Source organism: Streptomyces sp. NPDC058001 (assembly GCF_042886315.1).
GTDB lineage: Bacteria > Actinomycetota > Actinomycetes > Streptomycetales > Streptomycetaceae > Streptomyces.
Genome location: NZ_JBHVQT010000014.1, coordinates 69,020 through 92,236, shown reverse-complemented (window position 1 = coordinate 92,236; position 23,217 = coordinate 69,020). Strand labels below are relative to the sequence as shown.

The window sequence follows — 23,217 nt, the reverse complement described above, 5'->3', positions numbered from 1 at the left end:
GGACCGGCTCTTTCGGTTCTCTTCGGAAGACTTCGCAATGCTTCGGAACGCTTCAGGTTGTTTTTACGTAGTTCCCATCTTTGTTCCATCGGCACGTGCCGCTGGCAGTGACCGAGAACGGACCGCCAATTTCCGTTTTGGCTCGCTCCGTTGGCGGGCGATCAGTAGCCTCAGCTCGAACACCGGATCGCCTACGCCTAGGAGAGTGTGATGGACCGACCCACCTGGGCTCCACCGGGCATCGACATCTCGGTGCCGAGCGTGTCCCGCATCTACGACTACTACCTGGGCGGTTCGCACAACTTCGAGGTCGACAGGGAAGCGGCCCGCAAAGCCATGGAGTTCCTTCCGGGGCTCCCGAAAATCATGCAGGCGAATCGTGCCTTCATGCGCCGTGCCGTCCGGTTCGCGGTGGACGAGGGTGTCACCCAATTCCTGGACATCGGCTCAGGAATCCCCACATTCGGCAACGTCCACGAGGTCGCCCAGGCCGCGAGCCCCGGCGCCCACGTCGTCTACGTCGATCACGACCCGGTGGCCGTAGCGCACAGCCAGGCCGTCCTGAACGGAAACGAAGAAGCTGACGTTCTCATGGGCGATCTGCGCAAGCCCCGTGAGATCCTGACGGCCGAACAGGTCGACCGGCTGATCGACCTCGACCGGCCCGTGGCACTGCTCCTTGTCGCGGTCCTGCACTTCGTCGAGGACGCGGACGATCCGTACGCTGCTGTCGCAGAGCTGCGGGACGCGCTGGCACCGGGAAGCCTGTTCATCGTCACGCACGCGGCCTACGAGGGGATTCCGGTCCAACAGGAGCAGGCCGCGGGCACCGTCAATGTCTACAAAAACATACGCAACCCACTGATCATGCGCACGCGCGAAGAGATCGCGCGGTTCTTCGAGGGATACGACATGGTGGAACCCGGGCTCGTGCCGATGTCGCGCTGGCGACCCGACACCGCTCCCGAGGAGGAGGATCCGTACTCCTCCTCCGGGTTCGTGGGCGTGGGGCGCAAGGCGTGACCGCGGAGCCGGACGGGCCGGAGGACAGACTCCGCAGGTTCGCCACCATCTGGAGCCGGGCGATCTACCCGGTGACGGCGACCGCGGTGACCCGCCCCGAGTTGGAGGGGCAACTGCTGCCGCTGGCACGGCGGTTGCGGGACGCGCTGCGGGCCCGCGCCTTCGACGCCGGCGAGGGCAAGGGCGTCGGCGCCGCGCTCGTCGAAGGGCACTGCACCGACCCGGAGGCGCTGAGCCGCACCCTCGACGTGGTCGAGGCGTATCTCGTGCTCTACTGCGGCGGCGACGGCTCCCAGGAGGAGTTGCAGGCCCGCTCCGCCCGGCTCCAGCACGCGGCGGCGGCCGGCTTCGCCCAGGCCCTGCGCGAACGCACCCTTATCGAGCAGGAGGCCATCTCGCGGGCCGCGCTCAACGCCCACACCTTTGTGGCCGACGCCCTGCACGCCAGCGAGGCCCGGTTCCGCGCCGTCTTCGAGGGCGCCGCGATAGGGATCGGGATCGCCGCGCTCGACGGCACCGTCCTCGAAGTGAACGACGCGCTGGTACGGATGTTCGGCGGCGGTGAGCGCACGGTGCGCGGACGCAAGATCGTCGAGTGGACCCACCCCGACGACCCGCCGCAGGTCTGGCAGCTCTACAACGAACTCATCCGCGGCGACCGCGAGCACTACCGCATCGAGAAGGCGTTCCAGCGCCCCGACGGGACCGCGCTGTGGACCAACCTGACGGTGTCCCTGCTGCGGGACACGGACGGCCGGCCGCAGTACCAACTCGCGCTCATCGAGGACACCACCGAGCGGCGCCTGCTCAATCTGCGGCTGCGCTACGAGGCCACCCATGACGCGCTCACCGGGCTGCCCAACCGGACCCTGTTCTTCGAGCGGCTGGAGAAGGCGCTGTCCGGGGGCGACGGGATGCGCTTCGGGCTCTGCTACCTCGACCTCGACGGTTTCAAGACCATCAATGACAGCCTCGGCCACGCCATCGGGGACCGGCTCCTGGTCGAGGTCGCCGACCGCCTCCAGGCATGCGCCACCGCACCCGGCGAGATGGTCGCCCGGCTCGGCGGCGACGAGTTCGTGGCCCTCACCACCGGACCGGACACCGCGTCCGAGGTCGATGAACTCGCCGGGCGGATCCTGAACGCCCTGTCGACACCGATCAGGCTCGACGGCCGGGAACTCACCGTGCGCGGCAGTATCGGCATCGTGGAGGGCCCGGCCGGGGAGCGCGGCGCCGCGGAGGTGCTGCGCAGCGCCGACATCACCATGTACCGGGCCAAGTCGGCGGGCGGGAATCGCTACGAGATGGCCGACGCCGAGGTCGACGCCCGTACGATCACCCGGCACGGCCTCACCACGGCGCTGCCGGCGGCCCTGGAGCGCGGTGAGTTCTTCATCGAGTACCAGCCGCTGGTGCATCTCGGCGACGGCAGTGTGAGCGGGGCCGAGGCGCTGGTGCGCTGGTCGCATCCGCAGCACGGGGTGCTCGGGCCCGACCGGTTCATCCCGCTCGCCGAACGCACCGGGCTCATCGTGCCGCTCGGCCGCTGGGTCCTGGAGGAGTCCGTACGGCAGGCGTGCCTCTGGCAGGAGCGCTACGGCACCGACCCCGCCGGGCCGCTGCGGATCAATGTGAACCTGTCGCCGTGCCAGCTCACGCACCCCGGGCTCGTCTCCGACACGGTCGAGATCCTGGAGCGGGTCGGGCTCGCCCCCGGCGCGCTGTGCCTGGAGGTCACCGAGTCCGCGCTGATCGGTGCCGACGACGATCTGCTCAAGCCGTTGCGCCGGCTCGCCGAGATGGGCGTCGACATCGCCCTGGACGACTTCGGTACGGGGTACTCGAACCTGGCCAATCTGCGCCGGCTCCCGGTGAGTGTCCTCAAGCTGGACCGCTCCTTCACACAGGGCATGCAGCAGTTCCCCGCGGATCCGGTCGACCTGAAGATCGTCGAGGGCATCGTCTCGCTCGCCCACAGCCTGGACCTCGCGGTCACGGTCGAGGGCGTGGAGACCGGAGCCCAGGCCGAACAACTCCGCGACCTGGGCTGCGACACGGCCCAGGGCTGGTACTACGCCCGACCGGGCCCACCGGAACGCCTCCACGAGCTGGCGCTGGCCGACGCGACGGGCTGACGAAGGAGGCTCGGCCCCTGCGGTGTGGAGGGGAGCGCTCCGGCGCTCCCTCTTTCCGCCGCAGCGGCGAGTGACCACGACGGCGAGGGCCCGGCGGTGTCCGCGACGGCCTTGGGGCGGCGGCGCAGCCGGTTCCGGTCCGTCGGGACGGCGGGCGTCCGCCGGTGAGGGGGAGGGGGCTCGGCCCCGCGATGCCCCGCGCAGCGGGGCCTCAGGTCACTGGTCGGCCCTCTGCAAGAGCAAGAGCATGCGTTGGAATTCGCGTGCCGCCCGTGGTGGGGCCACGTCGCTGCGGTGGGCCAGGGCGATGGTCCGGTGGAGGCCGGGGCGGGCCAGGGGCGTGACCCGCAGACCGCGTCCCGCGCGCGTGGCGACCATGCGGGGGACCACGGCCACGCCCAACCCCGCCCGTACGAACCCGAGCACCGCGTCCATCTCACCGCCCTCGACGGCGAAGTCCGGTTCGAAGCCCTCGGCACGGCACGCGGCCACGGTCAGCTCCCGCAGGTCGTACCCGTGCCGGAACATCACCAGGCGCTCGCCCTCCAGGTCGGAGATCCGCACCGTCCTGCCCCGTCCCGGCGCCGCCGCGTCGGGCGAGGACACCACCACCAGGTCCTCCCGCAGCACCTCCACGGTGGTCAGCGCGGGCGACGGCGTCGGCAGCGGCAGCACCACGAGCGCCAGATCGAGCGCGCCGCGCGCCAACTCCCGTACCAGATCGTGCGAGCCGCCCTCCTCGATCAGGAGCTGAATGCCGGGATACCGGTCGTGGAAGGCGCGCAGCACATCGGGGAGCAGCCCCGTGCAGACGCTCGGGGTGGCCCCGAGCCGGACCCGCCCGCGCCGCAGCTGGGCCAGCTCCTGCACTTCGTGCCGGGCCGTGTCCGCGTCGGCGAGGATCCGCCGGGCCAGCGGAAGCAGCGCCTCACCGGCGTCCGTCAGCGTGATGTTCCCCCGGGCCCGCAGGAAGAGGTCGGCCCCCAACTCCCGCTCAAGGGATCGGATCTGCTGCGAGAGCGAGGGCTGCGCGACATGCACGTGCTCGGCGGCCCGAGTGAAGTGCCGGGTCTCGGCGACCGCGACGAAGTACTGGAGCTGCTGCAACTGCATACGGCCACCTTACAGCCACGATAGGTAGGGCCTATGGAAATGAGCCGGTCCATGTCTTGGACCGATCGGGCGTCCCCGGCCTACCGTGCGGGACATGGCACTGGCAACGCGGACGGACCGACGGCCGTCCATGACGCGTCACCTCTGGGACTCGTCCGTCGGCAAGAAGACCGTGATGGCCGTCAGCGGCCTGATCATGCTGGCGTACCTGGTCGCCCACATGTTCGGGAACCTGAAGATCTTCTTCGGCTCCAGTTCCTTCAACGAGTACGCCCACTGGCTGCGCACCATCGGTGAGCCGCTGCTGCACTACGAGTGGGCCCTGTGGATCATCCGCGTGGTCCTCGTCGTCGCCGTCGTCGCCCACGCCGTCTCCGCGTACCAGCTCAGCCGCCGCGACCTCAGGGCGCGCCCCAGCAAGTACGTGCACAAGAAGCCGCGCGCCAGCTATGCCACCCGGACCATGCGCTGGGGCGGGATCATCCTCGCCCTGTTCATCGTCTGGCACATCCTCGACCTGACCACCGGAACCGCCCACCCCGGCGGCTTCGAGCAGGGCCGCCCGTACCAGAACGTCGTGGACACCTTCTCCACCTGGTACGGCAACGTCTTCTACATCGCCGCGATGCTCGCCCTCGGGCTGCACGTCCGGCACGGGTTCTGGAGCGCCGCGCAGACCCTCGGCGCGGGCAGCCGAGGCCGGGACCGCGCCCTGAAGACCGTCGCGAACGTCCTCGCGCTGCTGCTGACGGCCGGCTTCGTCGCCGTGCCCGTCGGCGTCATGACCGGATTGGTGAGCTGACATGAACTATGCCGAGTACGTGACCGGTGCGCCGATCGCCGACGCCAAGGCGCCCCAGGGGCCCGTCCACGAGCGGTGGGACACCCGCCGCTTCGAGGCGAAGCTGGTCAACCCGGCCAACCGCCGTAAACACACCGTCATCGTCGTCGGCACCGGTCTGGCCGGCGGCTCGGCGGGCGCGACCCTCGCCGAACAGGGCTACCACGTCGTCCAGTTCTGCTACCAGGACTCCCCGCGCCGCGCCCACTCCATCGCCGCGCAGGGCGGCATCAACGCCGCCAAGAACTACCGCAACGACGGCGACTCGGTGCACCGACTGTTCTACGACACCGTCAAGGGCGGTGACTTCCGCGCCCGCGAGTCCAACGTCCACCGCCTCGCGCAGATCTCCGTCGAGATCATCGACCAGTGCGTCGCCCAGGGTGTGCCCTTCGCCCGCGAGTACGGCGGCCTGCTCGACACCCGCTCCTTCGGCGGCGTCCAGGTCTCCCGTACCTTCTACGCCCGTGGCCAGACGGGTCAGCAGCTCCTCCTCGGCGCGTACCAGGCACTGTCACGGCAGATCGCCGCGGGCAACGTCGAGATGCACGCCCGCACCGAGATGCTCGACCTGATCGTGGTCGACGGCCGGGCCCGGGGCATCGTCGCCCGCGATCTGATCACCGGGAAGATCGACACGTACTTCGCCGACGCCGTGGTCCTCGCGTCCGGCGGCTACGGCAACGTCTTCTACCTGTCGACCAACGCCATGAACTCCAACGCGACGGCGGTGTGGCGCGCGCACCGGCGCGGCGCCCTGTTCGCGAACCCCTGCTTCACCCAGATCCACCCCACCTGCATCCCACGCACCGGCGACCACCAGTCCAAGCTCACGCTGATGAGTGAATCCCTGCGCAACGACGGCCGGATCTGGGTCCCGAAGGCCAAGGGCGACACCCGCCCCGCGAACCAGATCCCCGAGGACGAGCGGGACTACTACCTGGAGCGGATCTACCCCTCCTTCGGCAACCTCGTACCCCGCGACATCGCATCGCGCGCCGCGAAGAACGTCTGCGACGAGGGTCGCGGCGTCGGACCCGGCGGACAGGGCGTGTACCTCGACTTCGCGGACGCGATCACCCGGCTGGGCAAGGCGAAGGTCGAGGAGCAGTACGGCAACCTCTTCGACATGTACGAGCGGATCACCGCCGAGAACCCGTACGAGGTGCCGATGCGGATCTACCCCGCCGTGCACTACACGATGGGCGGACTCTGGGTCGACTACGACCTCCAGACCACCGTGCCCGGCCTGTTCGCGATCGGCGAGGCCAACTTCTCCGACCACGGCGCGAACCGGCTCGGCGCGTCCGCGCTGATGCAGGGCCTCGCCGACGGCTACTTCGTACTGCCGTCCACCATCAACGACTACCTGGCCCGCAACCCGCACCACACCGCCGTCACCGGTGAACACCCCGCCGTCCAGGAGGCCGTGGCCGACACCGAGGACCGCCTGCGGCTCCTCCTCGCCGTCGACGGAGACCGTACGCCCGACTCCTTCCACCGCGAACTCGGCGAGCTGATGTGGGAGTTCTGCGGCATGGCCCGCAGCGAGACCGGGCTGCGCAAGGCCCTGGAGCGCATCCCGCAGATCCGCGAGGAGTTCTGGCGCCGCATCAAGGTCCCCGGCACCGGTGAGGAGTTCAACCAGTCCCTGGAGAAGGCCAACCGTGTCGTCGACTACCTGGAACTCGCCGAGCTGATGTGCCTCGACGCACTGCACCGCGCCGAGTCCTGCGGCGGCCACTTCCGCGAGGAGTCCCAGACCCCGGACGGCGAGGCCGAACGCCACGACGACCTGTTCTCGTACGCGGCGGCCTGGGAGTTCACCGGCACCGGCGCCGCCCCCACCCTGCACAAGGAAGACCTCGTCTTCGAGTACGTCCACCCCACTCAGCGGAGCTACGCATGAAGCTCACCCTGCGCGTCTGGCGCCAGAAGAACGCCGACGCCGACGGCGCGATGTCCACGTACGAGGTGGACGGCATCTCCTCCGACATGTCGTTCCTGGAGATGCTCGACACCCTCAACGAGGAACTGATCCTCACGGGTGAGGACCCCGTCGCCTTCGACCACGACTGCCGCGAGGGCATCTGCGGCGCGTGCAGCCTCGTCATCAACGGCGACGCCCACGGGCCCGAACGCACCACCACCTGCCAGCTCCACATGCGGTCCTTCCGGGACGGCGACACGATCGACATCGAGCCATGGCGGGCCTCGGCGTTCCCGGTCGTGAAGGACCTGGTCGTGGACCGCTCGGCCTTCGACCGGATCATCCAGGCGGGCGGCTACATCACCGCGCCGACCGGCGCCGCGCCCGAGGCGCACGCCACGGCGGTACCCAAGCCGGACGCCGACTTCGCCTTCGAGCACGCCGAGTGCATCGGCTGCGGCGCGTGCGTGGCCGCCTGCCCGAACGGTGCGGCGATGCTGTTCACCTCGGCGAAGGTCAACCATCTGAATGTCCTGCCGCAGGGCGCACCCGAACGCGAGACCCGGGTCCTCGACATGGTCGCCCAGATGGACGAGGAGGGCTTCGGTGGCTGCACCCTCACCGGTGAATGCGCCACAGCCTGCCCCAAGGGCATCCCACTCTTCTCGATCACATCAATGAACAGGGAATGGCTGAGAGCAGCCCGGGGGGCAGGTCGCCACTAGCTCGCCCGGAAGAGCCCCGCCCCAGCCATTCAACAGCCCCACACCGCCAAGCTCCTCCTGAGTCACGTCCGCGCCAGCGGACACCGGCACAACGGTAACCAAGGCCGATCTCCCCACGGCCCCTCGTGCTCGTGCCCCGCTCATGCCTGGACCAGGAGAGTCCCATGACCGTCCCCACCCTCCCCACCCCGGCGGCGCCCCCCGCGCCCACACCCCCGGCAGCCACCGAGACCCGCTACACCGTGACCCTGGCCCACGACGAGGCCGACGTACGGGCCGCCCAGCGGCTGCGCCACGACGTCTTCGCCGGCGAGATGGGCGCCCTGCTCACCACCTCGGTGCCGGGCCACGACATCGACCCGTTCGACGCGTACTGCGACCACCTCCTGGTCCGGGACAACGTCACCGGGCAGGTCGTCGGGACCTACCGGCTGCTGCCGCCCGAGCGCGCCGCCGACGCCGGCCGGATCTACTCCGAGACCGAGTTCGACATCACCGGGCTCGACGCGATCCGCCCGAACCTGGTCGAGGTCGGCCGCTCCTGCGTGCACCCCGACCACCGCGACGGCGCCGTGATCGGCCTGATCTGGGCCGGCATCGCCCGGTACATGATCGCGGGCGGCCACGAATGGCTGGCGGGCTGCTGCTCCGTACCGCTCGCCGACGGCGGCACCCTCGCCGCCGCCACCTGGGACCGCGTCCAGGACAAGCACCTCGCACCCGAGGAGTACCGCGTACGGCCCCTGCGCCCCTGGACCGACGAGGGCGTCGTACGGCCCGCGGGACGCACCGAGCTGCCCGCCCTGCTGCGCGGCTATCTGCGGCTCGGCGCCTGGGTGTGCGGCCCCGCGGCGCACGACCCGGAGTTCGGCGTCGCCGACCTGTACGTCCTGCTGTCGATGCGCCGCGTCAACCCCCGCTACCTGCGGCACTTCCTCTCGCTCGTCCCGGCCTGGTGAGCGTCTGGCTGCCCAGCGCACCCTGCACCCCGCAGGCGTGCGCGGCTACCGCCGGTTTCCGCAGCGCCGTACCGCGTGCCGTGCTGCGGCTGCTGGTGTTCCTGGTGGTCCTGGTCGCCGGGATCGCGCTGGTGCCGTTGGTCGCCCGCTGCGCCCCCGCGCGGCGGGACCGGCTCGTGCGGCGCTGGTGCCGGACCCTGGTCCGTGCCATGGGGGTACGGGTGCGGATCAGCGGTACCGCCGTGCCGGACGGGGGTGTGCTGCTCGTCGCCAACCACATCTCGTGGCTGGACATCCCGCTGCTCGCGGTGGTCCGGCCCGCCCGGATGCTCGCCAAGACGGAGATCAGGGCGTGGCCGGTCGCCGGGGCGCTCGCCGAGCTGGGCGGCAGTCTGTTCATCGACCGTGACCGGCTGCGTGCCCTGCCCGGGACGGTGGCGGTGATCGCGTCGGCGCTGCGGGGTGGCGCGGCCGTCGCCGCCTTCCCCGAGGGCAGCACCTGGTGCGGCCGGGCCCAGGGCCCCTTCCGGCGGGCCGTGTTCCAGGCGGCCCTTGACGCGGGCGTACCGGTGCAGCCGGTCCGGCTGGCCTACCGCGCACAGGGCGAGAGCCTGAGCACCGCGCCCGCGTTCGTCGGCGAGGACCATCTCGGCGCCTCGCTGTGGCGGGTCGCGACCGCGCGCGGACTCGTCGCCGACGTCGAGGTCAGACCCGCGCTCACGGCCGCGGGGCACCGGCGCGACCTCACGGCCGCCGCCGAGACATCGGTGACCGGCATACGGGCCCCGCATCCCGCCCCGAACCGGATTCCGTCCCCGGCCCGCCGTCCCCGACTCCGGCCACTGCGGGGTCCGGGACGCGCGCCCACCGCCGTCCACTGACCGGAGGTCACCCGCGTCGGTCAGCCGCCGAGCGCCCGTGCGAGATATGGGCGCCGTCCGGCTGTCCGTCGCGGGCGACCCCCGCCGGGTGGCCCGAAGCGCGTCCGCCCTGGTCATCGCCGCCGGGGCCGAGGTCGCCGGATGCGTGAACCCCACGACTCTAGTCCGCGACCCGACCCGCGACCCGAGCCAGCCTCCGCAGGGAGTCCAGCAGGGCCGCACGGTCATAGGTGCTGGTGGTGACCAGGATCTCCTGTGCCCCGCTCTCCTTGAGCAGCGTCTCCAGTGCCTCGGTCACCTGCTCCTCGGTGCCGTGCACCTGGTCCCGCAGCCCGGACTCGTAGAAACCGCGCTCCTTCTCCGTCATCCGTCCCGCCGCCCCCAGCGCTTCGACGCGCTCGGCGGGCAGCAGCGGCGGGAAGGTGCCGTGCGTGCGTGAGTACGCCATCGACCATGCCTCCGGTACGAGGACACGGCGGGCTTCCTCCTCGGTCGCGGCGACGGCCACGGTGCCCGACACGGTCACATACGGCTCGGCGGCCCACTCCGAGGGGCGGAACGCCTCCCGGTAGCGGTCGATCGCGCGGAGCATCCGCTCGCGGCCCCTGAAGTCGCCGACGACCAGCGGGAGGCCCGCCTCGGCCGCGATCAGCGCTCCCTCGCCGGTGGCCAGCACGAACGGCGGCACGGTCAGCCCCTCCGGCGGGCGCGCGTGCACCCGGGTCGGCGAGGTGCCCCGGAACCAGCCGAGCAGGTCGGTGAGTTGCCCCGCGAAGTCCTCCGCGTCGTCCTTGTCCCGGCCCAGCGCCTTGCGCACCCCGTCCGTGAACCCCACCGAGCGGCCGAGCCCCATGTCGATCCGGCCCGGGAACAGCGACTCCAGTACGCCGAACTGCTCGGCCACGACGAGAGGTTGATGGTTCGGCAGCATCACGCCGCCGGTGCCCACGCGGATCGTCCGGGTGGCCGCCGCGACCGCGGCGGCGAGCACCGTCGGCGCCGACCCCGCGACACCGGGCACCCCATGGTGCTCCGCCACCCAGAACCGGTGATAGCCCAACCGCTCGACCTCGCGCGCCATCGCCACGGTGTCCCGCAGCGCCTCCGGGGCGTCATGGCCCTCACGGGTGCGCGAACGGTCCAGGAACGACAGCCGGGTCGATGCGATCAGAGCACTCACGCCTCCTTCAACGTCCGGGCCGCGCCAAGATTCCCGCACCCCGGCGCGCGCCCCCGCATAGGGTGGTCCCCGTGACGGAAAAGACCAGGCCACTGGCCGTGTTCGATCTGGACGGGACGCTCGCGGACACCGCGCACCGCCAGCGGTTCCTGGAGCGTTCGCCGCGTGACTGGAACGCCTTCTTCGCCGCGGCACCCGACGACCCGCCGCTGACCGAGGGCGTCGCCCTGGCGCTGGAGTACGCGCGGGAGTGCGAGATCGCGTATCTGACGGGCCGTCCTGAGCGGTGCCGCGCGGACACCGTCGCCTGGCTCGCCGCGCGGGAACTGCCGGACGGCCGGATCTGGATGCGGCGCAATGACGACCGGCGGCCCGCGCGGCGCACCAAGCCGGAGATCCTGCGGCGGCTGGCACGCGACCGCGAGATCCGGGTCCTGGTGGACGACGACGACCTCGTGTGCGACGAGGTCGAACGGGCCGGGTTCCGGGTCGTCAGAGCCCGCTGGGCCACCGCGTCGGCCGCCCTCAAGGACGCCCAGGAACGCGAGGGGCGTACGTGACGCTCAGTCCCCTTCGTCGATGCGGAAGCCCACCTTGAGGCCGACCTGATAGTGCTCGATCTGCCCGTTCTCGATCTGGCCGCGCACCTGGGTCACCTCGAACCAGTCCAGGTTCCTCAGCGTCTGCGACGCCCGGCCGATTCCGTTGCGAATCGCCTGGTCGATGCCTTCGTGGGAGGTGCCGACGATCTCGGTGACCCGGTAGGTGTGGTCGGACATGGAGGGGTCTCCTCTCCGCCTCGTCGCGGGATGTGACTCCACCGTAATCGCCCGGACCGCGCTCAGCCTCTTGACCTGCGCGTTGGTACATACCAAACTCCTAGCCCACCCGTAGGGGCACCGACCGAAGTGCCCCTCCCCCCACGTCGGGTTCGATCCGCCCTGTCCGCAGGCAGAAAGCGAACCACGTGATGCCCCGCCGCCGTACCCTTCTCACCCTCGCCCTGGGCTCCACCGCCGCCCTCGCCACAGGCTGCGGTCTGTTGCCAGGAGGGGACAACGGGCGGCGCACGGTGACCGTCTGGCTGATGAAGGGCAGCGCGTCCGACGCGTTCCTCGACCGCTTCCGGACCGCGTTCGAGGAGGAACACACCAACCTGCGGCTCGACATCCACATCCAGGAGTGGACCGGCATCGGCGAGAAGGTCGCCGCCGCGCTCGAAGGCACCGACGGCGGACCCGATGTCATCGAGGTCGGCAACACCCAGGTCGCGCAGTACGTCGACCAGGGCGGCCTCCTCGAACTCACCCTGGAGTCCGCGCGCGACCTCGGCATGGAGGAGTGGCTGCCAGGGCTCGCCGAACCAGGCCGCTTCAACAACCGCCAGTACGGCATCCCCTGGTACGCGGCCAACCGTGTCGTCATCTACAACAAGGACCTGTTCGCCCGCGCCGGCGTCAAGAAGCACCCGACGACCCGCGACGAATGGCTCTCCCTGACCAAGTCCCTCAACGAGAGCGGCACCCAGGGCATCTACCTCGCGGGCCAGGACTGGTACACCCTCGCCGGCTTCATCTGGGACGAGGGCGGCGACCTCGCCAGCGACCGGGCCGGCGGCTGGGAGGGCACCCTCGACTCGGCGGCGGCCCTGCGCGGCATGGACTTCTACGCCCGCCTCCAAGCGCTCGGTGACGGACCCAAGGACGCAGACGAGGAACACCCGCCCCAGGCCGAGGTGTTCGCTCGCGGTGACGTCAGCCAGATCATCGCGGTGCCCGGCGCCGCCCGGACCATCGAGCAGAAGAACCCCGACCTCAAGGGCAAGCTCGGCTTCTTCCCGATCCCCGGCAGATCCGCGAACCGGCCCTGCGCCGTCTTCACCGGCGGCTCCGACCTCGTCGTCCCCGAGAACACCGGCGACCGCAGGGGAGCCGTCGCCGTCATCGAGGCGCTGGCCGGCGAGAAGTGGCAGACCGACCTCGCCAGAACCATGGACTACGTACCGAACAAGACGACGCTCGCGCCCGCCGTCGCCGGTGAGCCGGGCGTCGCGGCGATGGCGGAGGGCGCCGCGCACGGCCGCGCGACGCCCAACTCGCCCGACTGGGCGTCCGTCGAGGCGGACAACCCCATCAAGAAGTACATGTCGAAGGTGCTGGCGGGCGGCGACCCGAAGGCCGAGGCGAAGGACGCGTCGGAACGCATCACCAGCGCGCTGAGCGGGTCCTGAGCCGACCGCCACGGGCGCCGTGACCGGCACGGCGCCCTTTTCGCAGCCCCTACCGGGCCATCCCTACCGTGCCTATCCCTACCGGGCCATCCCTACCGCGCCACACTCAGCGACAGCGCGAACCGTCCCTTTCGGTCCGTCCACCAGTGGGTGCGGTCCAGATCCGCCGCCGCGAGTTCCTTCCGTACGCCGTCCTCGCGGAACTTCGCCGAGATCTCCGTGCGCAGGTCCTCGCCGGCCGCGAAGTCGACGGCGAGGTCCAGGGCGTGGACCTTCACGGTCAGCGCGGTGCGGGCGCGCAGCCGCATCTCGATCCACTCGTGGTCCCGGTCCCACAGGGCGACATGCGCGAAGTCGTCCGGGTCGAAGTCGGCGCCGAGTTCACGGTTGACGACGGTGAGCACGTTCTTGTTGAACGCCGCCGTCACGCCCGCCGCGTCGTCGTACGCGGAGACCAGCACCGACTCGTCCTTGACCAGGTCGGTGCCGAGGAGCAGCGCGTCGCCGGGGGACATCAGGGACCGTACCGACGACAGGAACGTCGCCCGTTCGGCGGGCAGCAGATTGCCGATCGTGCCGCCGAGGAACGCGATCAGCCGGGGACCCGGAGTGTCCGGGAGCGTGATTCCGCGCGTGAAGTCGGCGATCAGGGCGTGCACATCGAGCGCCGGGCGCTCCGCGATCAGCGCCTCACCGGCGTGCACGAGGGCGCTCTCGCTGACGTCCACGGGAACGTACATCCGCAGCCCCGACAGCTCGTCCAGGAGGTGCCGGGTCTTGTCGGACGACCCGGAGCCCAGCTCGACCAGGGTGCGCGCCCGGGTCGCGGCGGCGATCTCGGCGGACCGGTCGAGCAGGATCTCGCGCTCCGCGCGCGTGGGGTAGTACTCGGGGAGTTCGGTGATCTCATCGAAGAGTTCACTGCCGCGCGCGTCGTAGAACCACTTCGGCGGCAGCGACTTGGGGGTGCGGTGGAGTCCGCCCAGGACATCGGCGCGCAGGGCGGCGCCTGCGGCGTCCTCGGGCAGGATGCGGGTGATGTGGAACGGGCTCACGCGGCGTGCTCCTTGAGCGGGGTCAGCAGGACATCGGCGCGCTCGGCGGTGAGCAGGGTGCGGTCGGGCACCCGCCGCCAGCGCGCGTCGTCGTCGTACGGTTCGGAGGCGACGACCGTGCCGCCTCCGGGGGCGGCGAGGTACCAGAGCGTGTCGCCCCAGGCCGTCGCCGCGACAGTGACGCCGTCGGTCAGCAGCAGATTGAGCCGCGAACCGGGTGCCGCCGCGGCTATCTCCGTGACGGTGTCGGAGAGCGCCTCGCCTGCCGTGTCGCCGGCCGTGAGCCGGTGCAGCACCAGCGCCCATACGAGGGCGGAGTCGGACCGGGCCTCCATGGAGAGCAGCGCCGCCGGCGGCAGCGCGGCGGACAGTCCGGCGAGGGAGTGCGGCCAGCCCGCGACGGCGCCGTTGTGGCTGAACAGCCACGGGCCCGACGAGAACGGCGCGGCGGCGGCCTCACCGTCCGCGCCCGTCAGTGTCGCGTCCCGTACGGCGGCGAGCAGCGCCCGAGTGCGGATCACCCTGGCCAGATCGGCGAAGGACTGGTCACCCCAGATGGGCCCGGGGCGCCGGTAGCGCGCGGGCACCGGATCCCCGTCCGCGTACCAGCCGACGCCGAACCCGTCGGCGTTGACCGTGCCGTGGCGCTGCTGCCGGGGCGCCCAGGACTGGCGGTACAGGGCGTGCGGCGGTTCCACCAGGATCTCGCCGAGCGCGATCTCCGGCCCCAGATAGGCGACATGACGGCACATCAGATGCCCTCCGGACCTACGCCGTCGGCGGGCGTGACATCGCGGGCGGTACGGAACCCGGAGAAGATCTGCCGCCGTACGGGATGGTCCCAGTTGCGGAACGTCCCCCGGCAGGCCACCGTCCCGACGGCGAACGAGCCGCCGCGCAGCACCTTGTAGTCACCGCCGAAGAAGACCTCCGAGTACTCGCGGTACGGGAACGCGATGAACCCCGGATAGGGCAGCAGATCGCTCGACGTCCACTCCCAGACGTCCCCGATCAACTGCCGTACGCCCAGCGGGGAGGCGCCCTTCGGATAGCTGCCCGCCGCAGCGGGACGCAGATGCCGCTGGCCCAGATTGGCGTGCTCGGGCGTCGGGTCGGCGTCGCCCCACGGATAGCGCGTCGAGCGGCCGGTCGCCGGATCGAACCGGGCGGCCTTCTCCCACTCGGTCTCGGTCGGCAGCCTGCGGCCCGCCCAGCGCGCGTACGCGTCGGCCTCGAACCAGCCGACGTGCAGCACCGGTTCGTCCGGCACCACCGGCTCGGTCGCGCCGAACCGGCGGCGCAGCCACTGCCCGCCGTCCCGGCGCCAGAACAGCGGCGCGGTGATCTCGTGCGCGTGGATGTGCTCCCAGCCGCGCGGATCCCACCAGCGCTCGTCGTCGTACCCGCCGTCCTCGATGAACGCCTGGTACGCGGCGTTGGTCACCGGTGTCGTGTCGATCACGAACGGTGGGACGAGCCGGTGATGCGCCGGGCGTTCGTTGTCCAGCGCCCATGGTTCCATCGAGGTGCCCATGGTGAACCGGCCGCCGGGGACGAGGACTTCGGCGGGTCCGGTGAACGGGGGCGCCGGGTCCGGGTCCGGCGCTGTCAGCGCGAGGGGACCGGTGCGGAGCTGGTGCGTGATCAGCATTGTCTCGTCGTGCTGCTGCTCGTGCTGCGCGATCATGCCGAACGCGAAGCCCGCGTCGGTCAGCGGCGACCCGTGGAACGGATGCGCGTCGAGCACGTCCAGGGCCCGGCCGCGTACGTCGGCGGCATAGCGGCGCGCCTCGGCCGGCGGCAGCAGCGGCAGCGAGGGCCGCTCGGCGCGCGGGTGCTCGAACGCGTCGTACAGCGGGTCGATCTCGGGCCGTATCGCGTCACGTCCCGCGACCGCCCGCAGCAGCCACTGCTCCTCCTGGTTGCCGATGTGCGCGAGGTCCCACACCAGCGGCGACATCAACGGCGAGACCTGCGCGGTCAGTTCGGTGTCCTCGACACAGTCCGTGAGCAGGGCGGTCCGGTCGCGCGCGGTGAGCAGCGCCGACCTCGCGAGGGTCCGGAGCGTCTCCGGATCGGTGGTCGTGGTCGCGGGCTCGGTCATGGGAGAAGGTCCTTCCCGTGCGCGGTGAATCGTTCGATCAGCTCGTCGGCGGGGCACCGGCCACGGGCGACGTACCGCTCGGTGTACGCGGCCACCGCGTCCCGTACCTCAGGGCTCGCGCCGATCCGGGGCAGCGCTTCGAGCGCGGCGGCGAAGCAGGTCACCGCCGCGTCCCGCAACTCTGGTTCGGTGAGGGCGAGTTGCGCGGCGGACAGCCACAGTTCGTTGCAGGGCGCGGGCAGCGGGCCCGCACGCTCGGCCAGCGACTTGACGCACCGGTACGCGGTCTCGGCGGCCTGGGCGTCGTCGAACAGCGCGGTCGTCACGGCGAGCGGCACGATCCAGCCGTCATCACCCGGTTGGGCGTCGATCATCCGGAGTTCCAGATGGCCGCGGGGCCGCACCGGCGGGAACAGGGTGCTGACGTGGTAGTCGAGGTCGTCACGGGTCGGCGGCCGGGGCACGCCACTCCTGATCCAGTCACGGAACGACAGGTCCCGGGGGACCAGCCAGGGCCCGTCCTCGGTGCGTACGCACATCACCGGGGCGTCCAGGACGTGCCGGGCCCACGCCGCGCGGGGCTCCGCGTCCAGCGGCGGCGCGGCGGAGCGGCCGGGCTCCAGCGCGGCCCACAGGGCCTGACGGGTGGAGCGCCAGCCGGTCGGGTGACCGTCGCACAGCGGCGAGTTCGCGAACGCCGCGACCAGGACGGGCCCCAGCAGATGGGACAGCCGCCAGCGGTGGCCGAGTCCGAGCGGCCCCGGCTCCTCGTACCCGGCGTCCAGACACACCTGAACGGACGCCGACGAGCACATCATCCGGCGGCCCGCCGGGCCCGTTCGGTCGAGATAGGTCTCCATCGCGTCGTAGCGCCGCTCGCGCAGCAGCCGGGACGGCGGACGCCAGGGGTCCGTGCCGAGCCCGGTGAGGACGAGGTGGTGGGAGCGGAGGGCGCCGCGTACGGCGGCGAGGTCGGCGGAGACGGCCGACACGCACTCCATCAGGGAGCCGGCGGGCGCGGAACTCAGTTCCAGCTGGCCGCCGGGTTCGAAGGTGAGCGCCGAACTCAGGGGCAGTTCCCGCAGTGCGGCACAGGCCGCTTCGAAGCGGGCGGGTGATACGGGGTCGTGCGTCGCGCGGGGGGTGTGGACAAGCCATTCCAGCTCGACTCCGACGGTGCGGGGTGGCCCGGTCTTGAAGCAGATGCCGTGGACGAGTGCCTCCACATCGGCATCCGTGGGCAGCGATCCGGACCGCGTACAGTCGTCTCCCTCGGTCATGTCGGGATCCTCCTGATCCTCGAGTGGAGAACCATGGGCCGACCGGGCCGGGGGTGGCCCGGGACGGCACTCCTCCCACCCAAGACGTTCCTCGCGAACCGCACAAGAGCGCCCATCGGACGTCGAACCTCTGTTCGTCCGGGGTGTGCGCGGGCGCGCGTACGGGTGACCGTCAGGTCCAGCCGTAGCGCTCCCGCAGCCGCAGGACCACCAGGTTGAACCGCATCCGGTCCAGCGCGCACGCCTCCCGGCGCATGCCGTCCTCGTGCAGCCGCAGCACCCGGTCCAGATCCACCCATGAGTCTCTGCCCTCTCGGTCCCATGGCCCGCTGCCGATCGGCACCCACTCCCGGTCGTGATCGTGCCGCCTGCTCGACAGCTGTACGGCCAGCAGGGTGCCGGCCGTCTCGCGGGCGACGACGAGCACGGGCCGGTCCTTGCCGCGACCGTCGTTCTCCTCGAACGGTACCCACGTCCAGACGATCTCGCCGGGATCGGGATCGCCGTCGTGCTCGGGTGCGTACGCCGTACGCACCCGGCCGACGGTGTGCGGCTCGGCCTCGGTGGTGGCGGTCGGGCCGCTGCGGCCCGGGGTCTCGGTGGCGGGCGGGTCCTCGCGATAGGCAGTCACGCGGTCACGGTAGAGCGGTGGCCGATCACACCGGCCACCGCCCCCTGTGGATCTCCCGGGAACCGCGGGGTCACCGGGACCATTCGGCTCAGACGGTGCCGGTGCTCCCCTCGTCCTGGACGGGCACCTTCTGGGTACGGGCCGCCCCGGGGAAGCCGTTGACCGTCCCGGCGCCGCCGGTGCCGTCCGTCTCGTTCATCGAGGCCAGCAACTGCCGGGCCAGGCCCAGTCCCGTACCGCCCATGGTGAGTGCCTTCGCGAACAGCTCGGAGAGTCCGTCGGCGCCGTTCAGCAGGACCATGTGGTCGACGCTGCTGAAGGCGCCCGCGCCCGCCGCGACGATCTCCGGCCAGTTCTCGGCGAGTTGCTGCGCGACCACGGCCTCCTGGTTCTCGGCGAGCGCCGCTGCCCGCGCCTTGATCGTCTCGGCCTCCGCGAGACCCTGGGCCCGGGTCGCCTCGGCCGTCGCGAGACCCTTCGTCCGCGCCGCCGACGCCTCCGCCTCACCGGTCGCCCGGGTCGCGGTCGCCGCCGCCGCGCCGCGTGCCTCGGTCGCCTCGGCCTCGGCGGCGGCGGCCGTCTTCACCCGGGTCGCCTCGGCGCTCGCGGCCAGTTCGGTCTCCTTGGCCTGGGCCTGCGCGGCGGAGATCCGGGCGTCGCGCTCGGCCTCCGCCAGGGTCCGCTTCTCGTACGCCGACGCGTCGGCCGGTTTGCGTACATCGGCCTGGAGTTGCTGTTCGCGCCGCTGGGCCTCCAGTTCGGCGACCCGGGTCTCCTGGACGACGACCTCCTGCCGGGCCGCCGCGTCGGCGAGCGGTCCCGCCTGCCGGGACTTGGCGCCGGCCTTGTCGCGCTCCGCCTGGTAGCCCGCCTGAAGGATCTCGCTGTCCCGGGTGGCCTCCGCCATCCGCGCGGACGCGGCCTGTTCCGCCTCCGTCGCCAGCCGGTTGGCCTCCGCCTGCGCGATCCTGGCGTCCCGCTGCACGGCCGCCGCGTGCGGCATCGCCAGGTTCTTGATGTACCCCGTGGGGTCCTCGATCTCGTGGATCTGCAAGGAGTCCACGATCAGCCCGAGCTTCTCCATCTCGGTGCCGCAGGCCGCCCGGGTCTGACCGGTCAGCTTCTCGCGGTCCCGGATCATGTCCTCGACCGTCAACCCGCCCACGATGGACCGCAGATGACCGGCGAAGACGTTGTGCACCCGTTCCGCCATCAGCTTCTGCTGGTCGAGGAAGCGGCGCCCCGCGTTGGCGATCGACACGAAGTCGTCGCCCACCTTGAAGATGACGACGCCCCGCACCTTGAGCGGGATGCCCTGGTGTGTCACGCAGTCCACGGACAGTTCGGTCTCGTTGAGGTCGAGCGACAGCTTGCGCACCGCCTGGACGCCCGGCAGGACGAGCGTCCCGCGCCCCGTCACGATACGGAAGCCCATGCCCTCCTCAAGGCCCTCGGTACGGTGTTTGGAACCGGAGATGATCAGAGCCTCGTTGGGTTCGGCCACCCGCCACATCAGCTTGAACAAGGTGATCACAACGATCAGCGCGAGGACCACTGCCCCCGCCACGACGCCGACGAACATCGGCATACGCCCCCTTTGCCTGGTGCCCTTTCGGCACCGAACGGTCGGGAGTGTGCTCCTGGGCGGGGCCCGCGAGAAGGCGTTGACGGATCCTTGCCGCAATCTTGACGCGAATGGCCCGCCAGCTGCGATGACGGCCCGTCAATAACCCTGCGGTCCAGGCCACTTATGGGTCAACCGTCGTACGCCTGCGCCACATACACCGTACGCGGGGGCAGATGCTCCACGATCATGACCACGGTGCCGGTCTCGATCCGCTCCTGACCGGACGCCGGGTAGGCGAGGAAGTGCTCGGCGCCGCCACGGATCCGGACGATCACCTCACCGACCAGACCGGGCCCGACCGTGCCGGTCACGCGTCCCATCAGCCCCACCATCGACGGCTCGCCCATGGTCACACCCTACGGTGCGCCGGGTGTCCCCACCTCCCGTGCGGCGCCGACTCATTCGCCGCTCCGAGGTCACTGATACATCGAAAATCGGCCAGGCCATGGAGGGGGCCGCCGGTGTCGCCGCAGGTCCGCCGCGCCGTGAACTGCCTTTGCGCACCAATGGTTTGCATCATAAGCAGCGTCAATACCGAGATGACCATGGCCGGTTCCAGGTAGGCCGAAAACGCCGTGCCGAGCCATGGAAGGATGCGCTGCGTCATGGTGCAGATACCCGAGCAGCCCGTCATGCGGGAGCCCGCGCAGTCCTTACCGCGAGAGGCCGGAATTCCGGTGCCGCGAGAGCCCGCGTCGTCGCGTGCGCAGTCCCGTCCCGCCCTGCGGGAGCCCTCCCCGCGAGAGCCCGCCCCGCCACCGTCACGGCAGGCCCCGCAGCCCCCGCCACCCCCGCGGCCCTCGCCCCAGGCGCGCGAGCCGTCGCACCCGGAACCGCCGGCGTCCGTGCGACCGCCTTCGCCCCCGGCCCCCGGTCCCGCCCCTTGGTCGCCCGCCCGGCCCCAGGGCCCCGTGCCGACCAGCGCCGACGTCGCCCGGCTCGCGGGCGTTTCCCGGGCCACCGTCTCGTACGTCCTGAACAACACCAGTGCCGTCCGCATCAGCGAGCCCACCCGGCTTCGGGTCCACGAAGCGGCGAAGGAACTCGGGTACGTGCCGCACGCGGCGGCCCGCAGTCTGCGCGCCGGACACAGCCGTATGGTCCTCATGCCCACCCCGAACGTGCCCGTCGGTCCCCTCTACAGCCGCTTCCTCAGTGAACTCCAGTGGGCGCTTGGCAGGTTGGACTACACGGTCGTGCAGTACGGCCGGGTCGGGCTCACCGGTGACGAGGCGGCACGCGCCTGGGCGGAGCTGCGTCCCGTGGCGGTCCTGGCGCCCGGCGCCCGCGAACTCGGCCCGGAGGGCGTCGCCGTGCTGAAGCGGTCGGGCGCCAGAGCGGTCGTCACCTTCGGCCCCGCCCAGGTCGACGGCGCGCACGCGATGCTGATGGACCAGCGCGAGGTGGGCCGCAGCGCGGGCACCCATCTCGCGAGACCGGGCCGCCGCCGGATCGGTGTGGTGATCCCCGAGGAGTCCGGGCTCGACGAGTTCGCACGCCCCCGCGCGGACGGCGTACGGGAGTCGGCCGAGGGGCTGGGTGCCACGGTCGTCGAACTGCCCCTCGCCTACGAGGAGTCGGCCGCCGCCCGGCTCGCGGGCCGCTGGCGCTCCCTCGGCCTGGACGCCGTGTTCGCGTACAACGACGAGTACGCGATGCTGCTGATGCGGGCCCTCCAGGACGAAGGTGTCCGAGTGCCGGACGAGACCGCTGTGGTCGGTGCCGACGACCTCATGCTCGGGCGGCTGCTGCGTCCCCGACTGAGCACCGTACGCATCGAGTTGCCCTCCGGACAGGAACTGGCGGAACTCGTCGACCGGGTGGTCCGCGACCCCGGCACCGCACCGCTCGTCAGGGAACTCCTGGGCGCGAATGTGGTCCGGCGGGAGTCGAGCTGAGGCGGACGGACGCGGGCCCCGATACCGGTGGGGGCGTTCTCGTACAAGCGGTCGAAGATATGTGGCGCCGTGACTAGGCTGTTGCGCGCTCAACCAATTCGGGGGACGTGCAACCAATTCAGGGGACGTGGGCACGTGACCGATCGGAGATCCGGCATGGCCCTGCTCGACCCGCAGAACTGGCAGTCCCGCCCGCTGTCGGGCGGTGAGTACGCCGTCACCGAGCCCGCCACCGGCGACACACTGGGCACGGTCACGCTCGCGTCCCCGCCGGACGTCACGGCCGCCGCGGAGGCCGGCGCCGGGGCGCGGCCCGGCTGGGCGCGCCTGCCGCACTTCGAGCGGGCCGCCGTGCTGCGCAGGGCCGGCGACCTGTTCACGGCGCACGCCGACGAACTGCGGGAATGGCTGGTCCGCGAGTCCGGCTCGATACCCGGCAAGGCGGACTTCGAACTGCATGTCGCCGCCCAGGAGTGCTATGAGGCCGCCGCGCTGGCGTCCCGCCCCGTCGGACAGGTGCTGCCCAGCGAGGCGCCCCGCCTCTCGTACACGCGCCGTGTCCCGGTCGGTGTGGTCGGGGTCATCGCCCCGTTCAACGCCCCGCTGATCCTGTCCATCCGCTCGGTGGCACCCGCGCTGGCCCTCGGCAACGCCGTCGTCCTCAAGCCGGACCCGCGTACGGCGGTCTGCGGAGGACTGGCGCTCGCGGCGGTGTTCGCGGCGGCCGGGCTGCCCGAGGGGCTGCTGCACGTCCTGCCGGGCGGCGCGGACGTGGGTCAGGCCCTCGTCGCCGACCCGCGTACCCCCGTGATCTCGTTCACCGGCTCGACGGCGGCGGGCCGCGCGGTCGGCGAGGCGGCGGGCCGTCATCTCAAGCGCGCGCACCTGGAACTCGGCGGGAACTCGGCGCTCGTCGTCCTGGAGGACGCCGATATCGACGCCGTGATCTCCACGGCGGCGTGGGGCTCCTTCTTCCACCAGGGTCAGATCTGCATGACGACCGGCCGCCACCTCGTGCACGCCTCGCTCTACGACGAGTACGTCGAACGGCTCGCCGCCAAGGCCGACTCGCTGGCCGTCGGCGACCCGCACCGCGCCCAGGTCCACCTCGGTCCGATCATCGACGCCGGTCAACTCGCCAAGATCCACGGCCTGGTGGAGTCCAGTACGGCACGCGGCGCGAAACTCGCGGCGGGCGGCACACACGAGGGCCCCTTCTACCGGCCGACCGTCATCGCGGGCGCGGACGACGACACGCCCGCGTACGCGCGGGAGGTGTTCGGACCGGTCGCGCCCGTACGGTCCTTCACCACCGAGGACGAGGCGGCGGCCCTCGCATCGGCGGGCGAGTACGGGCTGTCGCTCGGCATCGTCACGCGGGACGCCGCGCGCGGGTTGGCGCTCGCCGACCGGATACCCACCGGCATCGCGCACATCAACGACCAGACGGTGAACGACGAGGCGGTGGCGCCGTTCGGCGGGGTCGCCGCCTCCGGCACGGGCGCGCGGTTCGGTGGCGAGGCCAACCTGGAGGCGTTCACGGACGTGCGGTGGACGACGGTACGGGGGGATGTGGCGGGTTACCCGTTCTGACCGCCTCAC

21 protein-coding genes are annotated in these 23,217 nt (G+C 71.5%); 11 read left to right on the top strand and 10 right to left on the bottom strand.

Features of this window, described 5'->3' with window-relative positions:
- Positions 1–210: 210 nt before the first annotated feature.
- A complete protein-coding gene (locus tag ACFVT5_RS32070; RefSeq protein WP_389895225.1) occupies positions 211–1,023 on the top strand; it encodes an SAM-dependent methyltransferase in 813 nt (270 codons plus the stop codon).
- Positions 1,020–3,161, top strand: a complete 2,142-nt coding sequence (locus ACFVT5_RS32065) for a putative bifunctional diguanylate cyclase/phosphodiesterase (protein ID WP_389895223.1) — start codon at positions 1,020–1,022, stop codon at positions 3,159–3,161. The genes ACFVT5_RS32070 and ACFVT5_RS32065 overlap by 4 nt, the downstream gene beginning before the upstream one ends.
- A 216-nt stretch (positions 3,162–3,377) precedes the next feature.
- Here the strand turns inward: ACFVT5_RS32065 and ACFVT5_RS32060 are convergent, their stop codons facing one another.
- Positions 3,378–4,274, bottom strand: a complete 897-nt coding sequence (locus ACFVT5_RS32060) for a LysR family transcriptional regulator (RefSeq protein WP_389895221.1) — start codon at positions 4,272–4,274, stop codon at positions 3,378–3,380.
- Positions 4,275–4,368: 94 nt separating this feature from the next.
- On the opposite strand from ACFVT5_RS32060, the gene ACFVT5_RS32055 reads away from it, so the two are divergent.
- The 5 genes from ACFVT5_RS32055 to ACFVT5_RS32035 all read left to right on the top strand — a co-directional run bounded on the left by ACFVT5_RS32055 (position 4,369) and on the right by ACFVT5_RS32035 (position 9,610).
- On the top strand, positions 4,369–5,076 hold the full coding sequence (locus tag ACFVT5_RS32055) for a succinate dehydrogenase (protein ID WP_389895219.1): 708 nt from the start codon (positions 4,369–4,371) through the stop codon (positions 5,074–5,076).
- A 1-nt stretch (position 5,077) separates the two neighbouring features.
- The gene (locus ACFVT5_RS32050) at positions 5,078–7,024 is read left to right on the top strand and encodes a fumarate reductase/succinate dehydrogenase flavoprotein subunit (RefSeq protein ID WP_389895217.1); all 1,947 of its coding nucleotides are present in this window, start codon (positions 5,078–5,080) and stop codon (positions 7,022–7,024) included.
- Complete coding sequence (locus ACFVT5_RS32045; RefSeq protein WP_389895215.1) at positions 7,021–7,770, top strand: succinate dehydrogenase/fumarate reductase iron-sulfur subunit; 750 nt, start codon at positions 7,021–7,023, stop codon at positions 7,768–7,770. Before ACFVT5_RS32050 ends, ACFVT5_RS32045 begins: the two co-directional genes overlap by 4 nt.
- Before the next feature lie 164 nt (positions 7,771–7,934).
- Positions 7,935–8,729, top strand: coding sequence for a GNAT family N-acetyltransferase (locus ACFVT5_RS32040; RefSeq protein ID WP_389895213.1), 795 nt, complete (start codon positions 7,935–7,937; stop codon positions 8,727–8,729).
- Complete coding sequence (locus tag ACFVT5_RS32035; RefSeq protein WP_389895211.1) at positions 8,726–9,610, top strand: lysophospholipid acyltransferase family protein; 885 nt, start codon at positions 8,726–8,728, stop codon at positions 9,608–9,610. The genes ACFVT5_RS32040 and ACFVT5_RS32035 overlap by 4 nt, the downstream gene beginning before the upstream one ends.
- Positions 9,611–9,770: 160 nt before the next feature.
- Here ACFVT5_RS32035 and ACFVT5_RS32030 read toward each other — a convergent pair whose 3' ends face one another.
- Positions 9,771–10,790 (bottom strand): LLM class flavin-dependent oxidoreductase, encoded by a 1,020-nt coding sequence (locus ACFVT5_RS32030; RefSeq protein WP_389895209.1) that lies wholly within the window; start codon positions 10,788–10,790, stop codon positions 9,771–9,773.
- Between the two features lie 71 nt (positions 10,791–10,861).
- On the opposite strand from ACFVT5_RS32030, the gene ACFVT5_RS32025 reads away from it, so the two are divergent.
- Entirely contained in the window at positions 10,862–11,350 is a 489-nt protein-coding gene (locus ACFVT5_RS32025) for a hypothetical protein (RefSeq protein ID WP_389895207.1), read from the top strand.
- Between the two features lie 3 nt (positions 11,351–11,353).
- Here the strand turns inward: ACFVT5_RS32025 and ACFVT5_RS32020 are convergent, their stop codons facing one another.
- On the bottom strand, positions 11,354–11,569 hold the full coding sequence (locus ACFVT5_RS32020) for a dodecin (protein WP_389895205.1): 216 nt from the start codon (positions 11,567–11,569) through the stop codon (positions 11,354–11,356).
- A 191-nt stretch (positions 11,570–11,760) separates the two neighbouring features.
- Here ACFVT5_RS32020 and ACFVT5_RS32015 point away from each other — a divergent pair, with 191 nt between their 5' ends.
- Positions 11,761–13,020 (top strand): extracellular solute-binding protein, encoded by a 1,260-nt coding sequence (locus tag ACFVT5_RS32015; RefSeq protein ID WP_389895203.1) that lies wholly within the window; start codon positions 11,761–11,763, stop codon positions 13,018–13,020.
- 92 nt (positions 13,021–13,112) lie between these two features.
- On the opposite strand, the gene egtD is transcribed toward ACFVT5_RS32015, so the two are convergent.
- The 7 genes from egtD to ACFVT5_RS31980 form a co-directional block, all read right to left on the bottom strand.
- On the bottom strand, positions 13,113–14,075 hold the full coding sequence (egtD, locus tag ACFVT5_RS32010) for an L-histidine N(alpha)-methyltransferase (RefSeq protein WP_389895201.1): 963 nt from the start codon (positions 14,073–14,075) through the stop codon (positions 13,113–13,115).
- Positions 14,072–14,827 (bottom strand): ergothioneine biosynthesis protein EgtC, encoded by a 756-nt coding sequence (gene egtC / locus ACFVT5_RS32005; RefSeq protein WP_389895199.1) that lies wholly within the window; start codon positions 14,825–14,827, stop codon positions 14,072–14,074. Before egtC ends, egtD begins: the two co-directional genes overlap by 4 nt.
- Complete coding sequence (egtB, locus tag ACFVT5_RS32000) at positions 14,827–16,179, bottom strand: ergothioneine biosynthesis protein EgtB (RefSeq protein ID WP_389895197.1); 1,353 nt, start codon at positions 16,177–16,179, stop codon at positions 14,827–14,829. The genes egtC and egtB overlap by 1 nt, the downstream gene beginning before the upstream one ends.
- Positions 16,176–17,459: an ergothioneine biosynthesis glutamate--cysteine ligase EgtA gene (gene egtA / locus ACFVT5_RS31995; protein WP_389895195.1), complete on the bottom strand. Its 1,284-nt coding sequence runs from the start codon at positions 17,457–17,459 to the stop codon at positions 16,176–16,178. Before egtA ends, egtB begins: the two co-directional genes overlap by 4 nt.
- Before the next feature lie 172 nt (positions 17,460–17,631).
- On the bottom strand, positions 17,632–18,090 hold the full coding sequence (locus ACFVT5_RS31990) for a type II toxin-antitoxin system PemK/MazF family toxin (protein ID WP_389895193.1): 459 nt from the start codon (positions 18,088–18,090) through the stop codon (positions 17,632–17,634).
- 88 nt (positions 18,091–18,178) lie between these two features.
- The gene (locus ACFVT5_RS31985; RefSeq protein WP_389895191.1) at positions 18,179–19,678 is read right to left on the bottom strand and encodes a flotillin family protein; all 1,500 of its coding nucleotides are present in this window, start codon (positions 19,676–19,678) and stop codon (positions 18,179–18,181) included.
- A 167-nt stretch (positions 19,679–19,845) separates the two neighbouring features.
- A complete protein-coding gene (locus ACFVT5_RS31980) occupies positions 19,846–20,064 on the bottom strand; it encodes a hypothetical protein (protein WP_389895189.1) in 219 nt (72 codons plus the stop codon).
- A gap of 564 nt (positions 20,065–20,628) precedes the next feature.
- On the opposite strand from ACFVT5_RS31980, the gene ACFVT5_RS31975 reads away from it, so the two are divergent.
- Positions 20,629–21,615, top strand: a complete 987-nt coding sequence (locus ACFVT5_RS31975; protein WP_389895187.1) for a LacI family DNA-binding transcriptional regulator — start codon at positions 20,629–20,631, stop codon at positions 21,613–21,615.
- 156 nt (positions 21,616–21,771) lie between these two features.
- On the top strand, positions 21,772–23,208 hold the full coding sequence (locus ACFVT5_RS31970; protein WP_389895639.1) for an aldehyde dehydrogenase family protein: 1,437 nt from the start codon (positions 21,772–21,774) through the stop codon (positions 23,206–23,208).
- Positions 23,209–23,217 lie beyond the last annotated feature (9 nt).